At 60.7% G+C, this 21114-nt stretch carries 24 protein-coding genes; 1 reads left to right on the top strand and 23 read right to left on the bottom strand.

What is annotated here, in order from left to right; all coding sequences use genetic code 11:
- Positions 1–111: 111 nt before the first annotated feature.
- From bamB to trmJ, 18 genes are all read right to left on the bottom strand, one after another.
- A complete protein-coding gene (gene bamB / locus NVV94_RS05450; protein WP_258446212.1) occupies positions 112–1263 on the bottom strand; it encodes an outer membrane protein assembly factor BamB in 1152 nt (383 codons plus the stop codon).
- Positions 1256–1897 carry a YfgM family protein gene (locus NVV94_RS05445; RefSeq protein WP_258446211.1) on the bottom strand — a complete coding sequence of 214 codons (642 nt, stop codon included), beginning with the start codon at positions 1895–1897 and terminating at the stop codon, positions 1256–1258. Before NVV94_RS05445 ends, bamB begins: the two co-directional genes overlap by 8 nt.
- 39 nt (positions 1898–1936) lie before the next feature.
- Positions 1937–3226, bottom strand: a complete 1290-nt coding sequence (hisS, locus tag NVV94_RS05440) for a histidine--tRNA ligase (RefSeq protein ID WP_258446210.1) — start codon at positions 3224–3226, stop codon at positions 1937–1939.
- Positions 3227–3262: 36 nt separating this feature from the next.
- Positions 3263–4372 carry a flavodoxin-dependent (E)-4-hydroxy-3-methylbut-2-enyl-diphosphate synthase gene (ispG, locus tag NVV94_RS05435; protein ID WP_258446209.1) on the bottom strand — a complete coding sequence of 370 codons (1110 nt, stop codon included), beginning with the start codon at positions 4370–4372 and terminating at the stop codon, positions 3263–3265.
- Between the two features lie 3 nt (positions 4373–4375).
- Positions 4376–5332, bottom strand: a complete 957-nt coding sequence (locus NVV94_RS05430) for a RodZ domain-containing protein (RefSeq protein WP_258446208.1) — start codon at positions 5330–5332, stop codon at positions 4376–4378.
- Complete coding sequence (gene pilW, locus NVV94_RS05425) at positions 5332–6090, bottom strand: type IV pilus biogenesis/stability protein PilW (RefSeq protein ID WP_258446207.1); 759 nt, start codon at positions 6088–6090, stop codon at positions 5332–5334. Before pilW ends, NVV94_RS05430 begins: the two co-directional genes overlap by 1 nt.
- Positions 6091–6103: 13 nt before the next feature.
- Positions 6104–7252 (bottom strand): 23S rRNA (adenine(2503)-C(2))-methyltransferase RlmN, encoded by a 1149-nt coding sequence (rlmN, locus tag NVV94_RS05420; protein ID WP_258446206.1) that lies wholly within the window; start codon positions 7250–7252, stop codon positions 6104–6106.
- Between the two features lie 28 nt (positions 7253–7280).
- A complete protein-coding gene (gene ndk / locus NVV94_RS05415; protein WP_258446205.1) occupies positions 7281–7706 on the bottom strand; it encodes a nucleoside-diphosphate kinase in 426 nt (141 codons plus the stop codon).
- 91 nt (positions 7707–7797) lie between these two features.
- Positions 7798–7998, bottom strand: coding sequence for a Fe-S cluster assembly protein IscX (gene iscX, locus NVV94_RS05410; RefSeq protein ID WP_258446204.1), 201 nt, complete (start codon positions 7996–7998; stop codon positions 7798–7800).
- A gap of 14 nt (positions 7999–8012) precedes the next feature.
- Positions 8013–8354, bottom strand: a complete 342-nt coding sequence (gene fdx / locus NVV94_RS05405) for an ISC system 2Fe-2S type ferredoxin (RefSeq protein ID WP_258446203.1) — start codon at positions 8352–8354, stop codon at positions 8013–8015.
- 3 nt (positions 8355–8357) lie between these two features.
- Positions 8358–10220, bottom strand: a complete 1863-nt coding sequence (gene hscA / locus NVV94_RS05400) for a Fe-S protein assembly chaperone HscA (RefSeq protein ID WP_258446202.1) — start codon at positions 10218–10220, stop codon at positions 8358–8360.
- Between the two features lie 42 nt (positions 10221–10262).
- Positions 10263–10784: a co-chaperone HscB gene (gene hscB / locus NVV94_RS05395; RefSeq protein WP_258446201.1), complete on the bottom strand. Its 522-nt coding sequence runs from the start codon at positions 10782–10784 to the stop codon at positions 10263–10265.
- Between the two features lie 8 nt (positions 10785–10792).
- Positions 10793–11116 carry an iron-sulfur cluster assembly protein IscA gene (iscA, locus tag NVV94_RS05390; RefSeq protein WP_166360106.1) on the bottom strand — a complete coding sequence of 108 codons (324 nt, stop codon included), beginning with the start codon at positions 11114–11116 and terminating at the stop codon, positions 10793–10795.
- Positions 11117–11144: 28 nt separating this feature from the next.
- Positions 11145–11531 carry a Fe-S cluster assembly scaffold IscU gene (gene iscU, locus NVV94_RS05385; RefSeq protein WP_258446200.1) on the bottom strand — a complete coding sequence of 129 codons (387 nt, stop codon included), beginning with the start codon at positions 11529–11531 and terminating at the stop codon, positions 11145–11147.
- 46 nt (positions 11532–11577) lie between these two features.
- Complete coding sequence (locus NVV94_RS05380) at positions 11578–12792, bottom strand: IscS subfamily cysteine desulfurase (protein WP_258446199.1); 1215 nt, start codon at positions 12790–12792, stop codon at positions 11578–11580.
- A gap of 44 nt (positions 12793–12836) precedes the next feature.
- Positions 12837–13328: a Fe-S cluster assembly transcriptional regulator IscR gene (gene iscR / locus NVV94_RS05375; protein WP_258446198.1), complete on the bottom strand. Its 492-nt coding sequence runs from the start codon at positions 13326–13328 to the stop codon at positions 12837–12839.
- A 158-nt stretch (positions 13329–13486) separates the two neighbouring features.
- On the bottom strand, positions 13487–14269 hold the full coding sequence (gene cysE, locus NVV94_RS05370; protein WP_258447624.1) for a serine O-acetyltransferase: 783 nt from the start codon (positions 14267–14269) through the stop codon (positions 13487–13489).
- Positions 14269–15042: a tRNA (cytosine(32)/uridine(32)-2'-O)-methyltransferase TrmJ gene (gene trmJ / locus NVV94_RS05365; RefSeq protein ID WP_258446197.1), complete on the bottom strand. Its 774-nt coding sequence runs from the start codon at positions 15040–15042 to the stop codon at positions 14269–14271. The genes cysE and trmJ overlap by 1 nt, the downstream gene beginning before the upstream one ends.
- 144 nt (positions 15043–15186) lie before the next feature.
- Here trmJ and suhB point away from each other — a divergent pair, with 144 nt between their 5' ends.
- Positions 15187–16002, top strand: coding sequence for an inositol-phosphate phosphatase (gene suhB / locus NVV94_RS05360; protein ID WP_258446196.1), 816 nt, complete (start codon positions 15187–15189; stop codon positions 16000–16002).
- A 74-nt stretch (positions 16003–16076) separates the two neighbouring features.
- Here suhB and NVV94_RS05355 read toward each other — a convergent pair whose 3' ends face one another.
- The 5 genes from NVV94_RS05355 to tgt all read right to left on the bottom strand — a co-directional run bounded on the left by NVV94_RS05355 (position 16077) and on the right by tgt (position 21103).
- Complete coding sequence (locus tag NVV94_RS05355; RefSeq protein ID WP_258446195.1) at positions 16077–16625, bottom strand: glycine zipper 2TM domain-containing protein; 549 nt, start codon at positions 16623–16625, stop codon at positions 16077–16079.
- 122 nt (positions 16626–16747) lie between these two features.
- Positions 16748–17659 (bottom strand): protein translocase subunit SecF, encoded by a 912-nt coding sequence (gene secF, locus NVV94_RS05350; protein ID WP_258446194.1) that lies wholly within the window; start codon positions 17657–17659, stop codon positions 16748–16750.
- Between the two features lie 9 nt (positions 17660–17668).
- Positions 17669–19537, bottom strand: coding sequence for a protein translocase subunit SecD (gene secD, locus NVV94_RS05345; RefSeq protein ID WP_258446193.1), 1869 nt, complete (start codon positions 19535–19537; stop codon positions 17669–17671).
- 63 nt (positions 19538–19600) lie between these two features.
- Positions 19601–19942 (bottom strand): preprotein translocase subunit YajC, encoded by a 342-nt coding sequence (gene yajC, locus NVV94_RS05340; RefSeq protein WP_258446192.1) that lies wholly within the window; start codon positions 19940–19942, stop codon positions 19601–19603.
- Positions 19943–19987: 45 nt separating this feature from the next.
- Complete coding sequence (gene tgt, locus NVV94_RS05335) at positions 19988–21103, bottom strand: tRNA guanosine(34) transglycosylase Tgt (RefSeq protein ID WP_258447623.1); 1116 nt, start codon at positions 21101–21103, stop codon at positions 19988–19990.
- Positions 21104–21114 lie beyond the last annotated feature (11 nt).

The following is a 21114-nucleotide window of genomic DNA, read 5'->3' as shown; positions in this document are numbered from 1 at the left end:
AAATACAAAAGCCGCTGCGAGGCAGCGGCTGGTGCTCGGGGCAGCACGTGAAGTGCCGCAAACCTTGCAGAGCAAGGCCGCTTGGGGATTACCCCAAGCATAGCTAACGCATTACTTGATAGTCAGCGCTTCCAGTTTACCGCTGTTGCCATACACATAAATCATGTCGCCTACCACCAGCGGACGGGCCCGCAGACCGTCGCTGTCGATACGCTCGCGACCGACAAAACGACCGTCTACCTGGCTCAGCAGGTGCAGGTAACCTTCCAGGTCGCCGACCGCTACGTAGCTGGAGAATACTTCCGGCGCCGACAATTGACGACGGGCCAGCGAGTCGTTGCTCCACAACGCGGAGGAAGAACGTTCGTCGATCCCTTCGACGGTACCCGAAGCCAGGCTCACGTAAACGCTGCCAAAGCCCTGGGCCACGCCGGCGTAACTGGAAGCATCACGCTGCCAGAGTACACGACCGCTTTCCAGATCCAGGCCGGCAACCCGACCCTGATAGCTGGCCACATACAGGACGCCGCCGGACAGCAGCAGGCCGCCATCGATATCGACTACCCGATCAAGCTCGGAACGGCCTTGCGGAATGGCCACGCGCTGTTCCCAGACCGGCACGCCGTTCTGAGTGTCCAGCGCGATGACTTTACCGGTCGAAAGACCGGCAATCGCCAGACGATTGGTCACAACCGGTGCGCCGGTGCCACGCAGGGTCAGTACCGCCGGGGTGCTCTCGTGGATCCAGCGCTGGTTGCCGCTGGCGGCATCCAGAGCGATGATGCGGTCATCCTGGGTCTGTACGACCACCACGTCACCATTGGTGACCGGTGGCGCAAGGACTTCGCTGGTAACGCGCGAGCGCCACTTCTGTTCACCGGTGCTGGCATCCAGGGCCACGACTTCGCCCTTCAGGGTGCCGAGCATGACCATCCCGTAACCTACGCCAACGGCGCCGGAAACGGGCAGCTCCAGGTCCTGTTTCCAGACCACGTCGCCAGTGATGCGATCCAGCGCCATGACGACGCCGGTAACGTCAGCGGCGTAGATGCGGTCGTTCTCGATGGCCGGCACCAGCATGTTGAAGGTTTCGCCCTGACCGTCACCGATCGAGCGGCTCCACTGCTTGTTCAAGACCACTTCTTCCTTGAAGTCGGTCAGTTCGGCCGGTGGCAATTCCTTTTTGCTGTTGCTGCTGCAACCCGCTGCCAGAAGGGCCAGGGTCAGCAATGCTGCATGTTTCCAACGGATCACGTCACGCATCCCCTTTGGCCAGGTCGTCCAGCTTGAGTTGTAGGCCACCGACCGCTGCGTCGTCAGACAGCGCAGCCTTGGCTTTTTCGTAAGCGGCATGCGCTTCGTCGCTGCGACCCAGTTGCACCAGCAGGTCGCCCTTGAGTTCTTCACGGCTGGCCTGGAAGGCCTTGTCGGCATCGCCGGCAAGCAGTTTCAGCGCATCGTCGGGCTTGTTCTGGGCAGCCATCACGCGAGCCAGGCGCTGACGGGCGATTTCACCCAGGGTGTCGTCGGCCGGCTTGTCCAACACGCCCTTGAGCTCTGCAGCAGCGTCATCGAGCTTGCCAGTGTCGACGGCCACCTTGGCCACGAACAGGCTGGCGTATTGGGCGTAGGCTGTGCCGCCGAACTCGCTCTTGAGCTTGCCGGCCAACTCGGCCACCTTGGCTGCGTCCGGCTCACCGGTCGGGGTCAGCGTGGTTTCCAGCAGCGCCTGATAGAGGTTGGAAGCGCCTTGCGACTGGTTGGTCTGATATTTTTGCCAGGCTTGCCAGCCGAACACGATCACCAGCGCCAGCAGGCCACCGGTCACCAGGGGCTTGCCGTTACGCTCCCACCAGTCCTTTACAACCGCGAGCTGTTCATCTTCGGTACTCGACACCCCAATACTCCTATTCGCTAAATCGGCTGTTTACCAGCTTCAACCCTGCACGACGCAGGCTGCCAGATGCTCGGCCAGAGCATCGAAGGCAATGTTTTGTTGTTCGCCCTGGCCACGCAGGGGTTTGAAACCTACCACTTGTTGCGCCAGTTCGTCGTCCCCCAGAATCAAGGCGTAGAGCGCTCCGCTCTTGTCCGCCTTCTTGAACTGGCTCTTGAAGCTGCCGGCACCGGCGTTCACCTGCAGGCGCAGCCCGGGCAACTGGTCGCGCAACCGTTCGGTCAGGGCCAGGCCTGCCAACTCGGCCTGCTCGCCAAAAGCGCACAGGTAGACATCGATCTGACGAGCGATGGACTCGGGAATCTGTTCCAGGGTTTCGAGCAGCAGGATCAACCGCTCGATGCCCATGGCAAAGCCCACGCCGGTGGTCGGCTTGCCGCCCATCTGCTCGACCAGGCCATCGTAGCGGCCACCGGCACACACGGTGCCCTGGGCGCCCAGCTTGTCGGTGATCCACTCGAATACCGTCTTGCTGTAGTAATCGAGGCCGCGAACCAGCTTGGGATTGATCACATAGGGAATACCGGCGGCATCCAGGCGAGCCTTGAGGCCCTCGAAGTGCACGCGCGACTCTTCGTCCAGGTAATCGGCCATCTTTGGCGCATCGGCCAGCAGGGCCTGGGTATCCGGCGACTTGCTGTCGAGAATGCGCAGCGGGTTGGTCTTGAGACGACGCTGACTGTCCTCGTCGAGCAGGTCCAGGCGCGCCGAGAGGAACTCGACCAGCGCATCGCGATAGCGCCCACGGGCTTCGCTGCTGCCCAGGCTGTTGAGTTCCAGCTTGACCGCATCTCGGATGCCGAGCTGGCCCCAGAGGCGCCAGGTCAGCACGATCAACTCGGCGTCGATGTCCGGACCGTCCAGATTGAAGACTTCCACACCGATCTGGTGAAACTGGCGATAGCGGCCCTTCTGCGGACGCTCGTGGCGGAACATCGGGCCGATGTACCAGAGCTTCTGCACCTGGCCACCGCCGGTGATGCCGTGCTCGAGCACGGCGCGCACGCAGGCAGCGGTACCTTCGGGGCGCAGGGTCAGCGAATCGCCGTTGCGGTCCGCGAAGGTGTACATCTCTTTTTCGACAATGTCGGTCACTTCACCGATCGAGCGCTTGAACAGCTCGGTGAACTCGACGATCGGCATGCGGATCTGGCGATAACCGTAGTTATCCAGCAAACCGGCCACGGTGCCTTCGAAATAGCGCCACAGGGGGGTCTGCTCGGGCAGGATGTCGTTCATGCCACGAATGGCTTGCAGAGATTTACTCACAGAAAATCCTTAGCGATTCTTTATCAAAAGGCCCAATCAGCCGCGGGCGATCAGCGCCGCGTCGGCTTCGACCTTTTCGGCCGCCTTCTGCCGAATGAGCTTTTCCAGCTCATCGACCAGGTTGTCGTTCGTCAATTTTTGCGCCGGCTTGCCGTCGATATAGATCAGGTTCGGCGTACCGCCGGTGAGGCCGACATGGGCCTCCTTGGCTTCGCCCGGCCCATTGACCACGCAACCGATCACCGCAACGTCCAGCGGTACCAGCAGATCCTCGAGGCGCCCTTCCAGCTCGTTCATGGTCTTGACCACATCGAAGTTCTGCCGCGAGCAGCTCGGGCAGGCGATGAAGTTGATACCGCGCGAACGCAGGTGCAGGGACTTGAGGATGTCGTAGCCGACCTTCACTTCCTCGACCGGATCGGCCGCCAGCGAAATGCGAATAGTATCGCCAATCCCGTCGGCGAGCAGCATACCGAGGCCGACCGCAGATTTCACCGTGCCGGAGCGCAAACCGCCCGCCTCGGTGATACCCAGGTGCAGCGGCTGGATGATCTGCTTGGCCAGGAGGCGGTAGGCCTCCACGGCCATGAATACGTCGGAAGCCTTTACGCTGACCTTGAAGTCCTGGAAATCCAGGCGATCGAGGTGCTCCACATGGCGCAGGGCCGACTCGACCAGCGCCGCAGGCGTTGGCTCGCCGTATTTCTTCTGCAGGTCTTTTTCCAGGGAGCCGGCGTTGACGCCGATGCGGATCGGGATGCCGCGATCGCGGGCCGCATCGACCACGGCGCGAACACGATCTTCACGGCCGATGTTGCCCGGGTTGATGCGCAGGCAGTCGACGCCCAGCTCGGCGACGCGCAAGGCGATCTTGTAGTCGAAGTGGATATCGGCAACCAATGGCACCTGGACCAATTGCTTGATCCTGCCGAATGCCTCGGCCGCATCCATGTCCGGGACCGAGATGCGGACGATGTCCACGCCGGCGTCGACCAGACGGTTGATTTGTGCAACGGTCGCGGCGACATCGTTGGTATCGGTGTTGGTCATGCTCTGTACGGCGATGGGCGCATCGCCGCCGACAGGAACCGAACCCACCCAGATTTTACGAGATTCGCGACGTTTGATCGGAGATTCGCCGTGCATGACTTATTGCCCTAGTTTCAGGCGAGCAGTCTCGCCACTGGTAAAAGGCGCCACATCAACGGCCTGGCCGTTGTAGGTCACTTGCACACCCCGGGCAAAGCCCAGACGCAGCGTAAACGGAGGCTTGCCGCTCAGGTCGACGCTGTCGCCCTTGCGCTTGAGCCCGCTGAGCAGCACTTTGCCGTTGCCATCGGTGACTTGGGTCCAGCAATTGGCAACATATTGCAGATGCAGCTTGCCGGTACCGGCAACGGGTGCTTGCGGGGCGGCAGGAGCAGGCGTTGCGGCCACCGCAGGCGCGGCCGGAGCGGTTACCGGAGCCACCGGTGCCGGGGTAGCGGTGGTTGCGGCAGGTTCGACAGGCGCGGCGGCCGGATCGGTCGAGGCCTGGCCTTGCTCAAGGCTCAAAGGCGTCTCTTCCGGTTGCTGGGCTTCGCTCACTGCCTGGTCTTCGGGCTCGTCGAGCGGATGAATCTGGGTGGTACCGTCAGCGCTTTCGACTTCCACATGTTCCATGGCGATGTTGGCCAGGTCCTTGCCGCGCAGCGTGGTCTGGTCCTGCCACCAGAAGAAGCCGCCACCGATCACCACCACCAGCAACAACAGGCTGACGATGCGCAGAATGTTGTGCGACAGCCGTACCGGCTCTTCGATCCGGCCCAGGCTATGCACATTGCTGCCATGGGCATCGGTGCCGGTGTACTGATCGAAGGCCTGGACCAGGACGGCCTGGTCCATCCCCAGCAGCTTGGCGTAGGCGCGGATATAGCCACGGGCAAAGGTATGCCCCGGCAGCTTGTCGAAAGCGCCGGCTTCCAGGTTGGCCAGGGATACCTGAGTCAGGTTCAACTTGACCGCCACCTCTGAGATCGACCAGTCTCTGCTTTCGCGGGCCTGGCGCAGGGTCTCACCGGGGTTGACGCGATTCGCTGCTACTACTTCGGGATGCGCCGCTTTCATCATTGCTCCGACAGGTATTGCTGATATTCCGGCGTACCGGGATAGAGTCGTTTTAATTGCAGGCCAAAACTGGCGGCCTTGTTCCGGTCATCGAATACTTTCGCCAACCGCGTGCCGAGCAGCAGGCTACGGGCATTCTGCTCGCTCAACTGGCTGAAGCGGTCATAGAACTCCCGGGCTGGCACATAATGCCTGTCTTCATAAGACAACTCAGCCATTTCCAGCAACGCCCGCGGCTGCTGGCGATTCAATCTCAAGGCTTTTTCCAGATGCGCTTGCGCCGTATCGCGCTGCGCAAGCTTCAGTGCCGTCATGCCGAGGCTCTCGAAAACCCGTGAGCGCTCGGGGTAAAGCGTATCGGCTGCTGCCTTGCCGAACATTTCATAGGCATCCTCGTACTGCTTCTGCTCGTACAGAAAGCTGCCATAGTTGTTCAGGATACGCGCATCGGCGGGGCGTGCGGCCAATGCCTTGCGAAAGCTCTGGTCGGCAAGCTCCGGCTCCACCTCGGCCTGGAACACCAGCGCCAACGCCGCGTTGGCATCGGCATCGGCGCTGTCCAGTTCAAGGGCTTTCTTCAGGGGGACCTTCGCACGTTCGGTAAAACCCTCCTGCAGATAACCAATGCCCAGCTGTACATACGCCTGGCGTGCCTCATCACGCCCCTTGCCGGTGCTCATCGGATCGACATTACCCGTTGAAACACATCCAGCCAGCAAGTTGACCAGCAGCACCAGCAGCGCAACGCGCAGGGTCATGGAGATCCTCTCTTCAGGTCCGATCCGCGGCGTTTTGCGGCGTATCGGAGTCGGCATTCAGCTGACGCACGGCAATATAGCGTTCGCTGCGGCGGGTACGATCCATCACCTGCCCTACCAGTTGACCACAGGCCGCGTCGATGTCTTCGCCACGGGTGGTACGCACCGTGACGTTGAAACCGGCCTGGTGCAAGTGATCCTGGAACCGCCGGATGGCGTTGTTGCTCGGCCGCTCGTAACCGGAGTGCGGGAACGGGTTGAACGGAATCAGGTTGATCTTGCAAGGGACGTTCTTGAGCAGCTCAACCATTTCCACAGCGTGCTCGAGCTTGTCGTTGACGTCCTTGAGCAAGGTGTACTCGATGGTCAGCACGCGCTTCTCGCCCAGTGCCGACATGTAGCGCTGGCAGGAGTCGAGCAGCACTTTCAACGGGTATTTCTTGTTGATCGGAACCAGTTCGTTGCGCAGCGCATCGTTGGGCGCGTGCAGCGACAGGGCCAGGGACACATCGATGTGCTTGGCCAGTTCGTCGATCATTGGCACCACGCCGGAGGTGGACAGGGTCACCCGACGCTTGGAAATGCCGTAGCCGAGGTCGTCCATCATCAGATGCATGGCGGCGACCACGTTGTCGAAGTTCAGCAATGGCTCGCCCATGCCCATCATCACCACGTTGGTGATGGCACGGTCGACGGTAGCCGGGACACTGCCGAAGGATTTGTTGGCAATCCACACCTGGCCGATCACTTCGGCGGCGGTGAGGTTGCTGTTGAAGCCTTGTTTGCCGGTGGAACAGAAGCTGCAATCCAGCGCACAGCCGGCCTGGGACGAAACGCACAAGGTACCGCGCTTGCCCTGGGGAATGTAGACGGTCTCGACACAGCTGCCGGACTCTACGCGCACCACCCACTTGCGGGTGCCGTCGCTGGAGATGTCTTCGCTGACCACTTCCGGCCCGCGAATTTCAGCACAGGCCTTGAGCTTTTCGCGCAAGGCCTTGCTGACGTTGCTCATGGCGTCGAAATCATCGACGCCATAGTGGTGAATCCATTTCATTACCTGACCGGCACGAAAACGCTTCTCCCCGATCGAGTCGAAGAATTTCTCCATTTCCGGTTGAGTCAGCCCCAACAGGTTAGTTTTGCCAGTCGATGTCGTCATGGTTTCACCTTCACTCGTAAGCCTTTGCTTAGCGAGTGGTTACCTCGGTAGAAGCGAAGAAGTAAGCGATTTCGCGAGCAGCAGCGGCTTCGGAGTCCGAACCGTGAACAGCGTTGGCGTCGATGGATTCAGCGAAGTCAGCACGGATGGTGCCGGCAGCAGCTTCTTTAGGGTTGGTAGCGCCCATCAGCTCGCGGTTCAGAGCGATAGCGTTTTCGCCTTCCAGAACCTGAACGACAACCGGACCGGAGGTCATGAAGGCAACCAGGTCACCGAAGAAACCGCGCTCGCTGTGCTCAGCGTAGAAGCCTTCAGCTTCAGCCTTGGACAGTTGCTTCATTTTCGAAGCCACGACGCGCAGGCCAGCGTCTTCGAAACGGGTAACGATCTTGCCGATAACATTTTTAGCAACGGCGTCAGGCTTGATGATGGAGAAAGTACGTTGAACAGCCATGGTGTAACTCCAGAAACGGTAATTGAAGCGAAAAATTAAACCCGCGAATTATACGCGGGTTTAGGGGGATTGCCTAACCTGCTGAAACGGCTCAGTCGGCTTCTTCGATCCACGCGGCCTGGATGGCCTCGAGAACCTTTTCGCCGCCATGCCCGGGAACGTCGTCAAAATCCGGCAAAGCCAGGACCCAGGTGTGCAGATCGACGAAGTTTACGAAACGAGGATCGACTTCCGGCTTGTTTTCAGCAAGCTGGATGGCGATTTCAAGTACATCAACCCATTTCAGACTCATGACAGCTCCTTGAATCAGTGCGGCGCTTCGGCTGCATGGTTGAGCGAGTATTTCGGAATTTCAACGGTCAGGTCTTCTTCCCCGACTATTGCCTGACAGGTCAGGCGAGACTGCGCCTCCAGCCCCCAGGCCCGATCAAGATAGTCCTCTTCCAGCTCATCGGCCTCTTTGAGCGAGTCAAAGCCTTCGCGAATGATGCAGTGGCAGGTGGTGCAGGCGCACACGCCGCCGCAGGCGCTCTCGAGTTCGATATGGTTGTCATGGGCCACTTCGAGAATGGACTTGCCAGTCTCGGCCTCTACAACCATTCCGTCCGGGCAATGCTCGGCGTGAGGCAGAAAAATGATCTGCGGCATCAGTTACTCCTCGATTTCATTCAGGTTGCGCCCCGCCAACGCGGCTTTCACCGTAGAGTCCAGGCGGCGGGCAGCAAAGGCATCGGTCACTTGCGACAGACGCTTGGTCTGCTGTTCGATGGCATAACCATCGGTGCCATGCATCAATTCGGTCAGTTCCTGCATCTGCAATTCGATGACCATGCGCTCTTCGGCGTCGAGCAGACGATCGCCGTCGGCATCCAGCGCGCCCTGCACCGCTTCGAGCAGACGCTCGGCATCGACCTGGTGCTCGCGCAACTGGCGTGCCACCTTGTCGTTGCTGGCATGCTCGAAGGAGTCCTTGAGCATCCGGGAGATTTCGCCGTCCGTCAGTCCGTAGGACGGCTTGACCTGGATACTGGCTTCGACGCCCGAACCCAGCTCGCGAGCCGCAACACTGAGCAGGCCGTCGGCATCGACCTGGAAGGTGACGCGAATTTTCGCTGCACCCGCCACCATGGCCGGGATCCCGCGCAGCTCGAAGCGCGCCAGGGAGCGGCAGTCGCTGATCAGCTCGCGCTCACCCTGCAACACGTGGATCATCATGGCCGACTGGCCATCCTTGTAGGTGGTGAAGTCCTGGGCACGGGCCACGGGAATGGTGGTGTTGCGCGGAATCACCTTCTCCATCAGGCCGCCCATGGTCTCCAGTCCCAGGGACAATGGAATCACGTCGAGCAACAGCAGCTCTTCACCATCACGCTTGTTGCCGGCCAGGGTATCGGCCTGGATCGCGGCGCCAATGGCAACCACCTGATCCGGGTCGATCTCGGTCAGCGGCTGACGACCAAAGAGTTCGGCGACCGCATCACGCACACGCGGCACGCGGGTCGAGCCGCCGACCATCACCACCGCTTCGACATCCTCGATCTCGATGCCGCTGTCGCGCACGGCGCGGCGGCAGGCCTTGAGGCTGCGGGCGATCATGGGCTCGACCAGGGCATCGAAAGCCTGACGGGTCAACTCGCCACGCCAGTCGTCATGGGCCACCTCGACCGAATCCGCTTCGGTCAAGGCTTCCTTGGCGGCACAGGCAGCCTGCAACAGGCTGCGCTGGGCGCCCGGGTCGAGGTCAGCGGACAAACCGGCTTGCTCGACGATCCAGGTTGCGATCGCATGGTCGAAATCATCACCGCCCAGGGCGCTGTCGCCACCGGTAGCCATGACTTCGAAGACCCCGCCGGTCAGGCGCAGGATGGAAATATCGAAGGTCCCGCCGCCCAGGTCGTAGATCGCCACCACGCCTTCGGCGTGTTGATCCAGGCCATAGGCAACAGCCGCGGCCGTCGGCTCGTTGAGCAGGCGCAGCACGTTGAGGCCGGCCAGCCTGGCCGCATCCTTGGTGGCCTGCCGCTGAGCGTCATCGAAGTAGGCCGGCACGGTGATCACCGCCCCGACCAGCTCGCCACCGAGGGTCTCTTCGGCCCGCTGACGCAGGGCTTTGAGGATATCGGCCGAGACTTCGACCGGGCTTTTCGACCCCTGGACGGTCTGGATGAACGGCATGTGCGACTCGCCACCGACAAAGCGGTAAGGCAGTTGCTCGCCCAACTGCTTGACGTCCGCCAGGCCACGGCCCATCAGGCGCTTGACCGACAGCACGGTGTTGAGCGGGTCGCTTGAGGCCGCAGCCTTGGCAACCTGGCCCACGTCGATCCGATCGGCGTGGTAGCGCACCGCAGACGGCAGAATGACCTGCCCTTGCGCGTCCGGAAGAGGTTCGGATAGACCACTGCGCAACGCAGCGACCAGCGAATTGGTAGTGCCAAGGTCGATGCCAACCGCCAGACGACGCTGGTGGGGCTGAGGACTCTGGCCGGGTTCGGCGATCTGCAGTAGGGCCATGCTTATCTGGGTATCAGGCGTGCAGCCGGAGGCGGCACTGGGTTAATCGTCGAGGCGCTCTTCCAGCTGGCGCACTTCGTAAGAGAGCTTGTCGAGGAACTGCATACGCCGCATCAGGCGTTCGGCCTGTTCGCGCTGCGCTGCATCATCCCAACAAGCCGCAAAGCTTTCGTTCAGATCATCCTGAGCGGTTTTCAAGCGACGCTTGAACACCGCAACGCCGGCAAGGTCGGCACTGTCCTGCAGATCTTCGAGCTCTTCGCGCAATTGCATCTGCTGCAGAAGAAACTCCGGATCGTGGACAGTGACTTCGTGGGGCACTTCATGGCCGCTGATCGCCAGCAGATAGCGCGCCCGCTTGGGCGCACTCTTGAGCGTCTGGTAGGCCTCGTTGAGGCCGGCCGAACGCTCGAGCGCCAGCCGCTGCTCACGCTCGGAAGCGTCAGCGAAGCGATCAGGATGAACCCCACGCGCCAACTCGCGGTAGCGCGCGGCCAACTGCTCGAGATCCAGACGGAAACTCGGCTTCAGGTCAAACAAGGCGAAATGACAAGGAGTACCCACGCGCAGCCTCAGATATTGAAGCTTTCGCCGCAGCCACACTCACCGCGCACGTTGGGGTTGTTGAACTTGAAGCCTTCGTTCAACCCTTCCTTGACGAAATCGAGCTCGGTGCCATCGAGATAGACCAGGCTTTTCGGGTCGATGATCACTTTGACGCCGTGACTCTCGAACACCTGATCCTCACTGCCGGCCTCATCAACGAATTCCAGCACATAGGCCAGACCGGAGCAGCCAGTGGTGCGAACACCCAAGCGGATACCGTCGCCTTTGCCGCGCCCCTCGAGGGAACGCCGCACATGGTTGGCGGCGGCTTCTGTCATGCTGATAGCCATCGAGACTCCTTACTTGCAAGCAAGCGACTTAGAGCAAACCTTTCTTCTGCTTGTAATCGCGAACGGCCGCCTTGATGGCGTCTTCTGCGAGTACCGAGCAGTGAATTTTCACTGGAGGCAGTGCCAGCTCTTCAGCCAGCTGAGTGTTCTTGATGGTCTCGGCCTCGTCCAGCGACTTGCCCTTCATCCACTCGGTAGCCAGGGAGCTGGAAGCGATTGCCGAACCGCAGCCATAGGTCTTGAACTTGGCGTCTTCGATGATGCCTTGCTCATTGACCTTGATCTGCAGACGCATCACGTCGCCGCAGGCCGGTGCACCGACCATGCCGGTGCCCACGTCCGGGTCTTCGGCATCCATCTTGCCGACGTTGCGTGGGTTCTCGTAGTGGTCAATGACCTTTTCGCTGTATGCCATGGTGTTAATCCTCACTCATCAGGGAGTCGCTCTTGGCGGCGACTATTTAGTGCGCCGCCCACTCGATCTTGGAGATGTCGACACCGTCTTTGTACATGTCCCACAGCGGCGACAGAGCGCGCAGCTTGGTCACTGCCTCGCAGACTTTCTGCGCGGCGTAGTCGATTTCTTCTTCGGTGGTGAAGCGGCCGAAGGTGAAGCGGATCGAGCTGTGCGCCAGCTCGTCGTTGCGGCCCAGGGCGCGCAATACGTAGGACGGCTCCAGCGAGGCCGACGTACAGGCCGAACCGGACGATACTGCCAGATCCTTGAGCGCCATGATCAGCGACTCGCCTTCAACGTAGTTGAAGCTCAGGTTCAGGTTGTGCGGAACGCGGGACGTCATGCTGCCGTTGATGTACAGCTCTTCAAGGTGCTCGACCTGCTTGTAGAAGCGATCGCTCAGGGCCTTGATGCGGACGTTTTCCGAGGCCATTTCCTGCTTGGCGATGGCGAACGCTTCGCCCATGCCGACGATCTGGTGAGTCGCCAGGGTGCCCGAACGCATGCCGCGTTCGTGACCGCCGCCGTGCATAGTCGCTTCCAGGCGAACACGCGGCTTGCGGCTCACGTAGAGTGCGCCAATGCCTTTGGGGCCGTAGGTCTTGTGCGCCGAGAAGGACATCAGGTCGACTTTCAGCTTGGCCAGGTCGATCTCGACCTTGCCGGTGGACTGGGCAGCGTCGACATGAAACAGCACGCCGCGCGAACGGGTCAGTTCACCGATGGCGGCGATATCGTTGATGGTGCCGATTTCGTTGTTCACGTGCATGACCGAAACCAGGATGGTGTCGTCACGCAGTGCAGCCTCGACCATGGCCGGGGTGACCAGACCGTCGGTACCGGGGTCCAGGTAGGTCACCTCGAAGCCTTCACGCTCCAGTTGGCGCGTGGTATCCAGGACCGCCTTGTGCTCGATTTTGGTGGTGATCAGGTGCTTGCCCTTGGTGGCATAGAAGTGCGCGACACCCTTGATCGCCAGGTTGTCGGACTCGGTGGCACCGCTGGTCCAGACAATTTCACGCGGGTCGGCATTGACCAGGTCTGCGACCTGGCGACGAGCGCTCTCGACCGCTTCTTCGGCTTTCCAGCCAAAGGCGTGGGAGCGCGAGGCCGGGTTGCCGAAGTTTCCGTCAACCAGCAGGCATTCGCTCATCTTTTGTGCGACACGCGGATCAACCGGAGTGGTCGCGGAATAATCGAGGTAAATCGGCAACTTCATTGAAAATCTCCTATCAGGCAGGCGCACCGCTCATTCGATGGCGATCATTCGACGGCGGACGTTTCTATCTTTTCCAGATGCGGCGTCCTGCCAGTACTGCGACGCAGGTCCTGACGCTGGGCTACTTCTTGCACCTCACGGCGAGTAACAAGATCAGCCAGACTGATACCGCTCAAAAATTCGTGGATCTGCTGACTGAGGTCACACCACAAGTGGTGAGTCAGACAGGTGTCGCCCGCGTGGCAATCGCCAAGCCCTTGGCAACGTGTTGCATCGACCGATTCGTTGACGGCATCGATAACCTGGGCAACCTGGATCCCTTGCATATCCCGGGACAGCTGGTAGCCGCCACCCGGCCCGCGAACGCTGGACACCAGATTGCTGCGGCGCAACTTGGCAAAAAGCTGTTCGAGGTAAGACAGGGAAATACCTTGGCGCTCGGATATATCGGCCAGGGACACCGGCCCATGTTGCGCGTGCAACGCCAGATCCAGCATGGCGGTCACGGCGTATCGGCCTTTTGTAGTCAGTCGCATGGCTAGTACCACGGAGTTTCGGAATGGGTGCGAGTATGCAATTCCCTAGTATTTAAGTCAACTATTAGACCTAGTACGCTAGTAGGAATTACCCGCAAAACGGCGGCGGCATCATAGCAAAGCCGGGGCGCGAGCACACGCCCCCTGTATCAGCCAGATCAACCGGTGCGCGAGCTGCCCTGGTCCTCGACCTTCACATCGGCAAAATCCTCGTCGCGCAACGCCGGCAATTCCTTGGCGCAGTAGTTGCTCCCCAGATCCTTGAGCGCGCCGCACATACCCTCCAGACGCCCATCCACCGCCTGCAGATGATCGAGCAACTGGCCGATGGCACGGGCAATCGGGTCCGGCATGTCCTCGCTGACACCATAGGCGTCGAAGCCGATCTTCTCAGCCATGGCCTTGCGCCGGGCTTCCTGCTCATCATCGGACTTCATGATGATGCGCCCCGGAATACCGACCACGGTGGCGCCAGCCGGCACCGCCTTGGTCACCACGGCATTGGAACCGACCTTGGCCCCGGCGCCCACGATGAACGGCCCGAGCACCTTGGCCCCGGCACCCACCACGACGCCATTTTCCAGGGTCGGGTGACGCTTGCCCTTGTTCCAGCTGGTGCCGCCCAGGGTCACACCCTGGTACAGGGTCACGTCATCGCCAATTTCAGCGGTTTCGCCAATGACGATACCCATGCCGTGATCAATAAAGAAGCGCCGACCGACCCTGGCCCCCGGGTGAATCTCGATGCCGGTCAGCCAGCGGCCGAAGTTCGACACCAGCCGTGCCAGCCACTTCCAGCCCCACACCCACAAGGCGTGCGCAGCGCGGTGCAACCAGATCGCGTGCAGGCCGGGGTAGCAGGTCAGCACCTCAAAGGCATTGCGTGCCGCAGGGTCTCGGTGGAATACGCTTTGGATATCTTCACGCAGACGCTCGAACATCATTGATCCTTCCGCTTATGCGGCTCGCCCCGTGCGACCTTCTGGGTCTCGGTGAGAATGCCGCGCAAAATACTCATTTCCGAACGGTTGACCGAGCTACGGCCATACAGACGCCGCAAACGCGCCATCAGGTGCTTGGGCTTCTCCGGGTCGAGGAATGCGATATCGACCAGGGTCTTCTCCAAGTGCTCGTAGAACCGCTCCATCTCGTCCATGGTCGCCAGTTCGCTACTGCGAACCGAAGCCACTTCGAACTTCTCGACTTTGCTCGCCTGGCCACCAGCGGCCAACCAGGACATGCGCACTTCATAGCTGAGCACCTGCACGGCGGCTGCCAGGTTCAGCGAGCTGAAGTCGGGATTCGACGGGATATGCACGTGATAGTGACATCGCTGCAATTCTTCGTTGGTCAGGCCGGCATATTCACGACCGAACACCAGGGCGATTTCCTCACCCAGCCCGGCGTGCTCTACCGCCATCGCGCCGGACTCTCGCGGGTCGAGCAATGGCCAGGGAATGCGTCGGTCGCGGGCGCTGGTACCCAGCACCAGATTGCAGCCCGCCAGCGCATCCTCCAGGGTCGCGACCACTTGCGCACCCTCGAGAATATCGGTGGCGCCCGAGGCACGGGCATCGGCCTCATGGGAAGGGAAATCCTGCGGATCGACCAGCACCAGGCGCGACAACCCCATGTTTTTCATGGCACGCGCAGCCCCACCGATATTGCCGGGGTGGCTGGTATTGACCAGGACAACACGAATATTTTGCAGCACGGCTAGCGCTCACAGACACGGGAAAAGGGAGCAAATCTTACAGAACCCACTAGCATTGCGCTACGAAAGCAAATGTCGGCCTTCATGCCGGAAAGTTTTCTGATAGAATGTTCGGCTTTCTTTAACGACCCAGGTGAAACGTCCATGCAGCCCATGCTGAATATCGCGCTGCGCGCCGCCCGCAGCGCCAGTGAATTGATTTTCCGCTCCATCGAGCGCCTGGATACCATCAAGGTCGACGAAAAAGACGCCAAGGATTACGTCTCCGAGGTTGATCGCGCAGCCGAGCAAAGCATCATCAATGCCCTGCGCAAGGCCTATCCGACCCACGGTATCTTCGGCGAAGAGACCGGCATGCACCCAGGCAGCGGTGAAGGCGAAGACTACCTGTGGATCATCGACCCACTGGACGGCACCACCAACTTCCTGCGTGGCGTTCCGCACTTTGCCGTGAGCATCGCTTGCAAATACCGTGGCCGCCTCGAGCACGCCGTGGTTCTCGACCCGGTTCGCCAGGAAGAATTCACCGCCAGCCGCGGTCGTGGCGCCGCCCTGAATGGCCGCCGCCTGCGCGTCAGCCCGCGCAAGAGCCTGGAAGGCGCCCTGCTGGGCACCGGCTTTCCGTTCCGTGACAACCAGATGGACAACCTGGACAACTACCTGGGCATGTTCCGCAGCCTGGTCGGCCAGACTGCCGGCATCCGCCGCGCAGGCGCTGCCAGCCTGGACCTGGCCTATGTCGCTGCCGGTCGCTACGATGCATTCTGGGAGTCGGGCCTGTCCGAATGGGACATGGCTGCCGGCGTACTGCTGATTCAGGAAGCAGGCGGTCTGGTCAGCGACTTCACCGGTGGCCACGATTTCCTTGAGAAAGGCCATATCGTTGCAGGCAACACCAAGTGCTTCAAGGCAGTTTTGACGGCGATCCAGCCGCACCTGCCGGCTTCGCTGAAGCGTTAAGCTTTAGCTGCCCATAAAAAAGCACCCCTCGGGGTGCTTTTTTTTTGCCTGAATATCCGGCGGCACCGCAAACCTCACTGTTCAGTCTGCGCCTGCCCCAGAATCAACCGCCCTTCCTTATCCACCGGAATCTGCGCGCCCGGATCACGATCCATCCGCACCTGCCCGACCTTGCCTGCCAACTCGTACTTCACGTTATAACCGACCACCTTGCTACTGAGGTCGTTTACCGTGTTACAGCGCGTCTCGGTGGTTGTGTAAGTGTCATTGTTCTGCATGTGCTCTTGCACTTTGTTGCCGGCATAGCCACCACCGACAGCGCCGGCGACCGTGGCAATTTTCTTGCCGGTGCCCCCACCGACCTGGTTACCCAGCAAACCACCGGCCACCGCACCCAGCACACTACCGGCGATCTGATGCTGGTCCTTGACCGGTTTTTGCCGGGTCACATTAACGTCCTTGCACACCTCGCGTGGAGTCTTGACGGTTTGATTGATCGGTTCGACGGCCAGGACATCGGCATATTCCGGGCCGCTCTTAACCAAGTTGTAGGTGGCAACAGCACCCCCGGCAGTCACGCCGACAGCACCCAAAACCGCACCCACCAGCATCGACTTGTTCACGTGAACCTCCTGGCCATCACACGCGGATCAAAGTCCGCCCTTCTCCTTGCCTTGGAGTATAAAAAAAGGCGCGAGTTCAACACTCGCGCCTTTTGCCGATGCCTCAGGAAGGGATGTCGCCGTTACGGGCGCTCATCCACCTCGGTGGTCACAGCCGGAGGAATCAGGTCCTCACTGGTCAGGTTCAGCCATATCAACACCACGTTGGCGATGTAGATCGACGAGTAGGTACCCGCCAGCACACCAATGAACAGCGCGATGGAGAAACCGAACAGGTTGTCGCCACCGAAGACCAGCAGCGCAACAATGGCCAGCAGCGTCGAGATCGACGTCGCCATGGTCCGCAGCAGGGTCTGGGTGGTCGAGATGTTGATGTTCTCGATCAGGGACGCCTTGCGCAGCACCCGGAAGTTTTCCCGGACCCGGTCGAAGACCACGATGGTGTCGTTGAGCGAGTAGCCGATGATCGCCAGCACCGCCGCCAATACCGTCAGGTCAAAGGTGATCTGGAAGAACGAAAGGATACCCAGGGTGACGACCACGTCGTGGATCAGCGAAACGATGGCACCAACCGCGAACTTCCACTGAAAGCGGAAGGCCAGGTAGATCAGGATCCCGCCCAGCGCCAGGAGCATGCCGAGGCCGCCCTGGTCGCGCAGCTCTTCACCGACCTGCGGCCCCACGAACTCAACGCGCTTGACCACGGGCGGGTTGTCGCCACCAATTTTCTGCAGGGCAGCAGCCACCTGGTTGCCCAGGCTCGGATCGTCGCCCGGCATGCGCACCAGCAGGTCGGTGGTCGCGCCGAAGCTCTGGACCACGGCATCCTTGAAACCGGACTGAACCAGCTCCTCGCGAACCTTGGACAGGTCTGCCGGACGCTCGTAGGTCAGCTCGATGAGCGTACCGCCAGTGAAGTCCAGGCCGAAGTTGAGCCCCTTGTAGAACCAGCTGAACAACGCCAGCGCAGTCAGGAGCATGGTGACGGCGAACGCAACGTTGCGAACGCCCATGAAGTTGATGGTACGTTTCATGGCAGCCCCTTAAATCCACAACTTCTTGAAGTCACGACCGCCGTAGATCAGGTTGACCATTGCGCGGGTCACCATGATGGCCGTGAACATCGAGGTAAAGATCCCGAGGGACATGGTGACGGCAAAGCCCTTGACGGGGCCTGTGCCCATCGCAAAGAGAATGCCGCCGACCAGCAGCGTCGTCAGGTTGGCGTCGAGAATCGCCGTGTAGGCACGGTCGAAACCTTCGTGGATGGCGCGCTGGACGGACATGCCATTGGCGATCTCTTCACGAATCCGCGAGAAGATCAGCACGTTGGCGTCCACCGCCATACCCATGGTCAGAACGATACCGGCGATACCTGGCAGGGTCAGCGTCGCCCCCAGCAAGGACATCAAGGCCAGCAACATGACCATGTTCACCGCCAGCGCGACCGTGGCGATAATGCCGAAGAAGCGATAGATGGCGATAATGAACAGCGATACGAAGAGCATGCCCCAGAGGGAGGCATCGATACCCTTGACGATGTTGTCGGCACCCAGGCTCGGGCCAATGGTGCGCTCTTCAGCAAAGTACATCGGTGCAGCCAGGCCACCGGCACGCAACAGCAGTGCCAGCTCGGAAGATTCGCCCTGGCCGGTCAGACCGGTGATCCGGAACTGGCTGCCCAGCGGCGACTGGATGGTCGCCAGGCTGATGATGCGCTTCTCTTCCTTGAAGGTCTGGACCGGCACTTCCTTCTCGACGCCGTCGACGACTTTCTTCTCGTAGCGGGTCATCGGGCGCTGCTCGATGAAGATCACCGCCATGCTGCGACCGACGTTGCTGCGCGTGGCGCGGCTCATCAGCTCGCCGCCGTGGCCATCGAGACGGATGTTTACCTGCGGTTGACCCTGCTCGTCGAAGCTCGCCTGGGCGTCGGTCACCTGGTCACCGGTGATGATCAGGCCGCGCTCGACTGCCGCAGGCGGACGACCGCCTTCACGGAACTCGAAGGATTCGGTGGTGGCTTTCGAAGCACCCGGCTCGGCACCCAGACGGAACTCGAGGTTCGCGGTCTTGCCGAGAATACGCTTGGCTTCGGCGGTGTCCTGCACGCCTGGCAGCTCGACCACGATGCGGTTGGCACCCTGGCGCTGAACCAGTGGCTCGGCCACGCCCAGCTCATTGACCCGGTTACGGACCGTGGTCAAGTTCTGCTTGATCGAGTACTCACGAATTTCCGCCAGCTTGGCCGGGGTCATGGCCAGGTTCAGCACCGCCATTCCGTTACGTTCGGTCGTGGTCAGCTCGAAATCGTTGAAATTCTTGCGGATCAGCGCACGGGCCTGCTCGCGCGACGCTTCGTCGCTGAAGCCCAACTGGATCGCATTGGCTTGCTGCGGCAGGCTGCGATAACGCACGCGCTCTTTACGCAACAGGGACTTTACATCGCCTTCGTAGACTTTCAAGCGGGCATCGAGTGCTTTGTCCATGTCCACTTCCAGCAGGAAGTGCACACCACCGGACAAGTCCAGGCCCAGCTTCATCGGGCTTGCCGCCAGGTTACGCAACCAGTTCGGAGTGGTCGGCGCCAGGTTCAGTGCCACGACATAGTCGTCACCCAACGCCTTGCGCACCACGTCCTTGGCTGGAAGCTGGTCTTCCTGCCTGGCCAGACGCAGCAGGCCGCCCTTGCCCTTCTCGGCCAGGGTAGCCGACTTGACCTGGATACCGGCATCGGCGAGCGCCCTGCTCACGCGGTCCAGATCGGCCTGACTGACCTGCAGCGCAGTACTTGCGCCACTGACCTGAATGGCGGAATCGTCAGGATAGAGATTGGGAGCGGAATAAATAAAACCGACCACCAGCACCGCCAGGATCAGTACGTATTTCCACAGAGGGTATTTGTTCAGCATCACGCCGCCCGTTCAAGACGCGGGGCGCCTTGCGCGCCCCGTCGATTGGTAAAAGTGTGAATCTTAGATCGCTTTGAGCGTGCCCTTGGGCAGGGTCGCAGCGATGGCGCCCTTCTGGAACTTCAGCTCAACGTTGTCGGACACTTCGACAACCACGAAGTCATCGGCAACCTTGGTGATTTTGCCGGCAATACCACCGGAAGTAACGACTTCGTCGCCTTTTTGCAGGCTGCTCAGCAGATTTTTCTGCTCTTTGGCACGTTTGGCCTGTGGGCGCCAGATCATCAGATAGAAGATGACCAGGAAGCCAACCAGGAAAATCCACTCAAAGCCGGTACCGGCAGGGCCAGCAGCAGCGGCAGGTGCAGCAGCGTCCGCGAAAGCGGCAGGGATCAGAAAGCTCATGTAGCACTCCAGTTGCAAAAAGGACTCGAAAGGGTCGGAAAAACGTCAGTCCAAAGGCGGCACAGGCAGCCCGCGCTTGGCATAGAAGGCATCGACAAAGGCGGCCAATGTACCTTGTTGAATAGCCTCGCGTAAACCAGCCATCAGGCGCTGGTAATGCCGCAAATTGTGGATGGTATTCAACATGCTACCCAGCATTTCGCCGCACTTGTCCAAATGGTGCAGATACGCGCGGGAGAAGTTCTGGCAGGTGTAGCAGTCACAGGTTGGATCGAGCGGCGAATCATCATGGCGATGGAACGCGTTACGGATCTTCAGCACGCCTGTATCGATAAACAGATGACCGTTGCGCGCATTGCGCGTGGGCATCACGCAGTCGAACATGTCGACGCCGCGGCGCACACCCTCAACGAGATCTTCCGGTTTGCCCACCCCCATAAGGTAACGAGGTTTGTCAGCCGGCATCTGACCTGGCAAATAGTCGAGCACCCTGATCATTTCATGCTTGGGCTCGCCCACCGACAGGCCACCGATGGCCAGGCCGTCGAAGCCGATCTTGTCCAGGCCTTCGAGCGAACGCATGCGCAGGTCCTGGTGCATGCCCCCCTGGACGATGCCGAACAGCGCCGCGGTGTTTTCACCGTGGGCGTTCTTGGAACGCTGGGCCCAGCGCAGCGACAGCTCCATGGAGATGCGCGCCACGTCTTCGTCGGCCGGGTACGGCGTGCACTCGTCGAAAATCATCACGATGTCCGAGCCCAGGTCGCGCTGGACCTGCATCGACTCTTCCGGGCCCATGAACACCTTGGCGCCATCGACCGGGGAAGCGAAGGTCACGCCCTCTTCCTTGATCTTGCGCATGGCGCCCAGGCTGAACACCTGGAAACCGCCGGAGTCGGTCAGGATCGGGCCGTTCCACTGCATGAAATCGTGCAGGTCACCGTGCGCCTTGATCACTTCCATGCCCGGGCGCAGCCACAGGTGGAAGGTATTGCCGAGGATGATCTGAGCACCGGTGGCCTCGACATCCCGGGGCAACATGCCCTTGACCGTGCCATAGGTGCCCACCGGCATGAAAGCCGGGGTCTCGACGACGCCACGGGGGAAAGTCAGGCGGCCACGACGCGCTTTACCGTCAGTGGCCAGCAACTCAAAGGACATACGACAGGTGC

Source organism: Pseudomonas sp. LS1212 (assembly GCF_024741815.1).
Classification (GTDB): domain Bacteria; phylum Pseudomonadota; class Gammaproteobacteria; order Pseudomonadales; family Pseudomonadaceae; genus Aquipseudomonas.
This window is presented reverse-complemented; position numbering and strand designations above follow the sequence as displayed.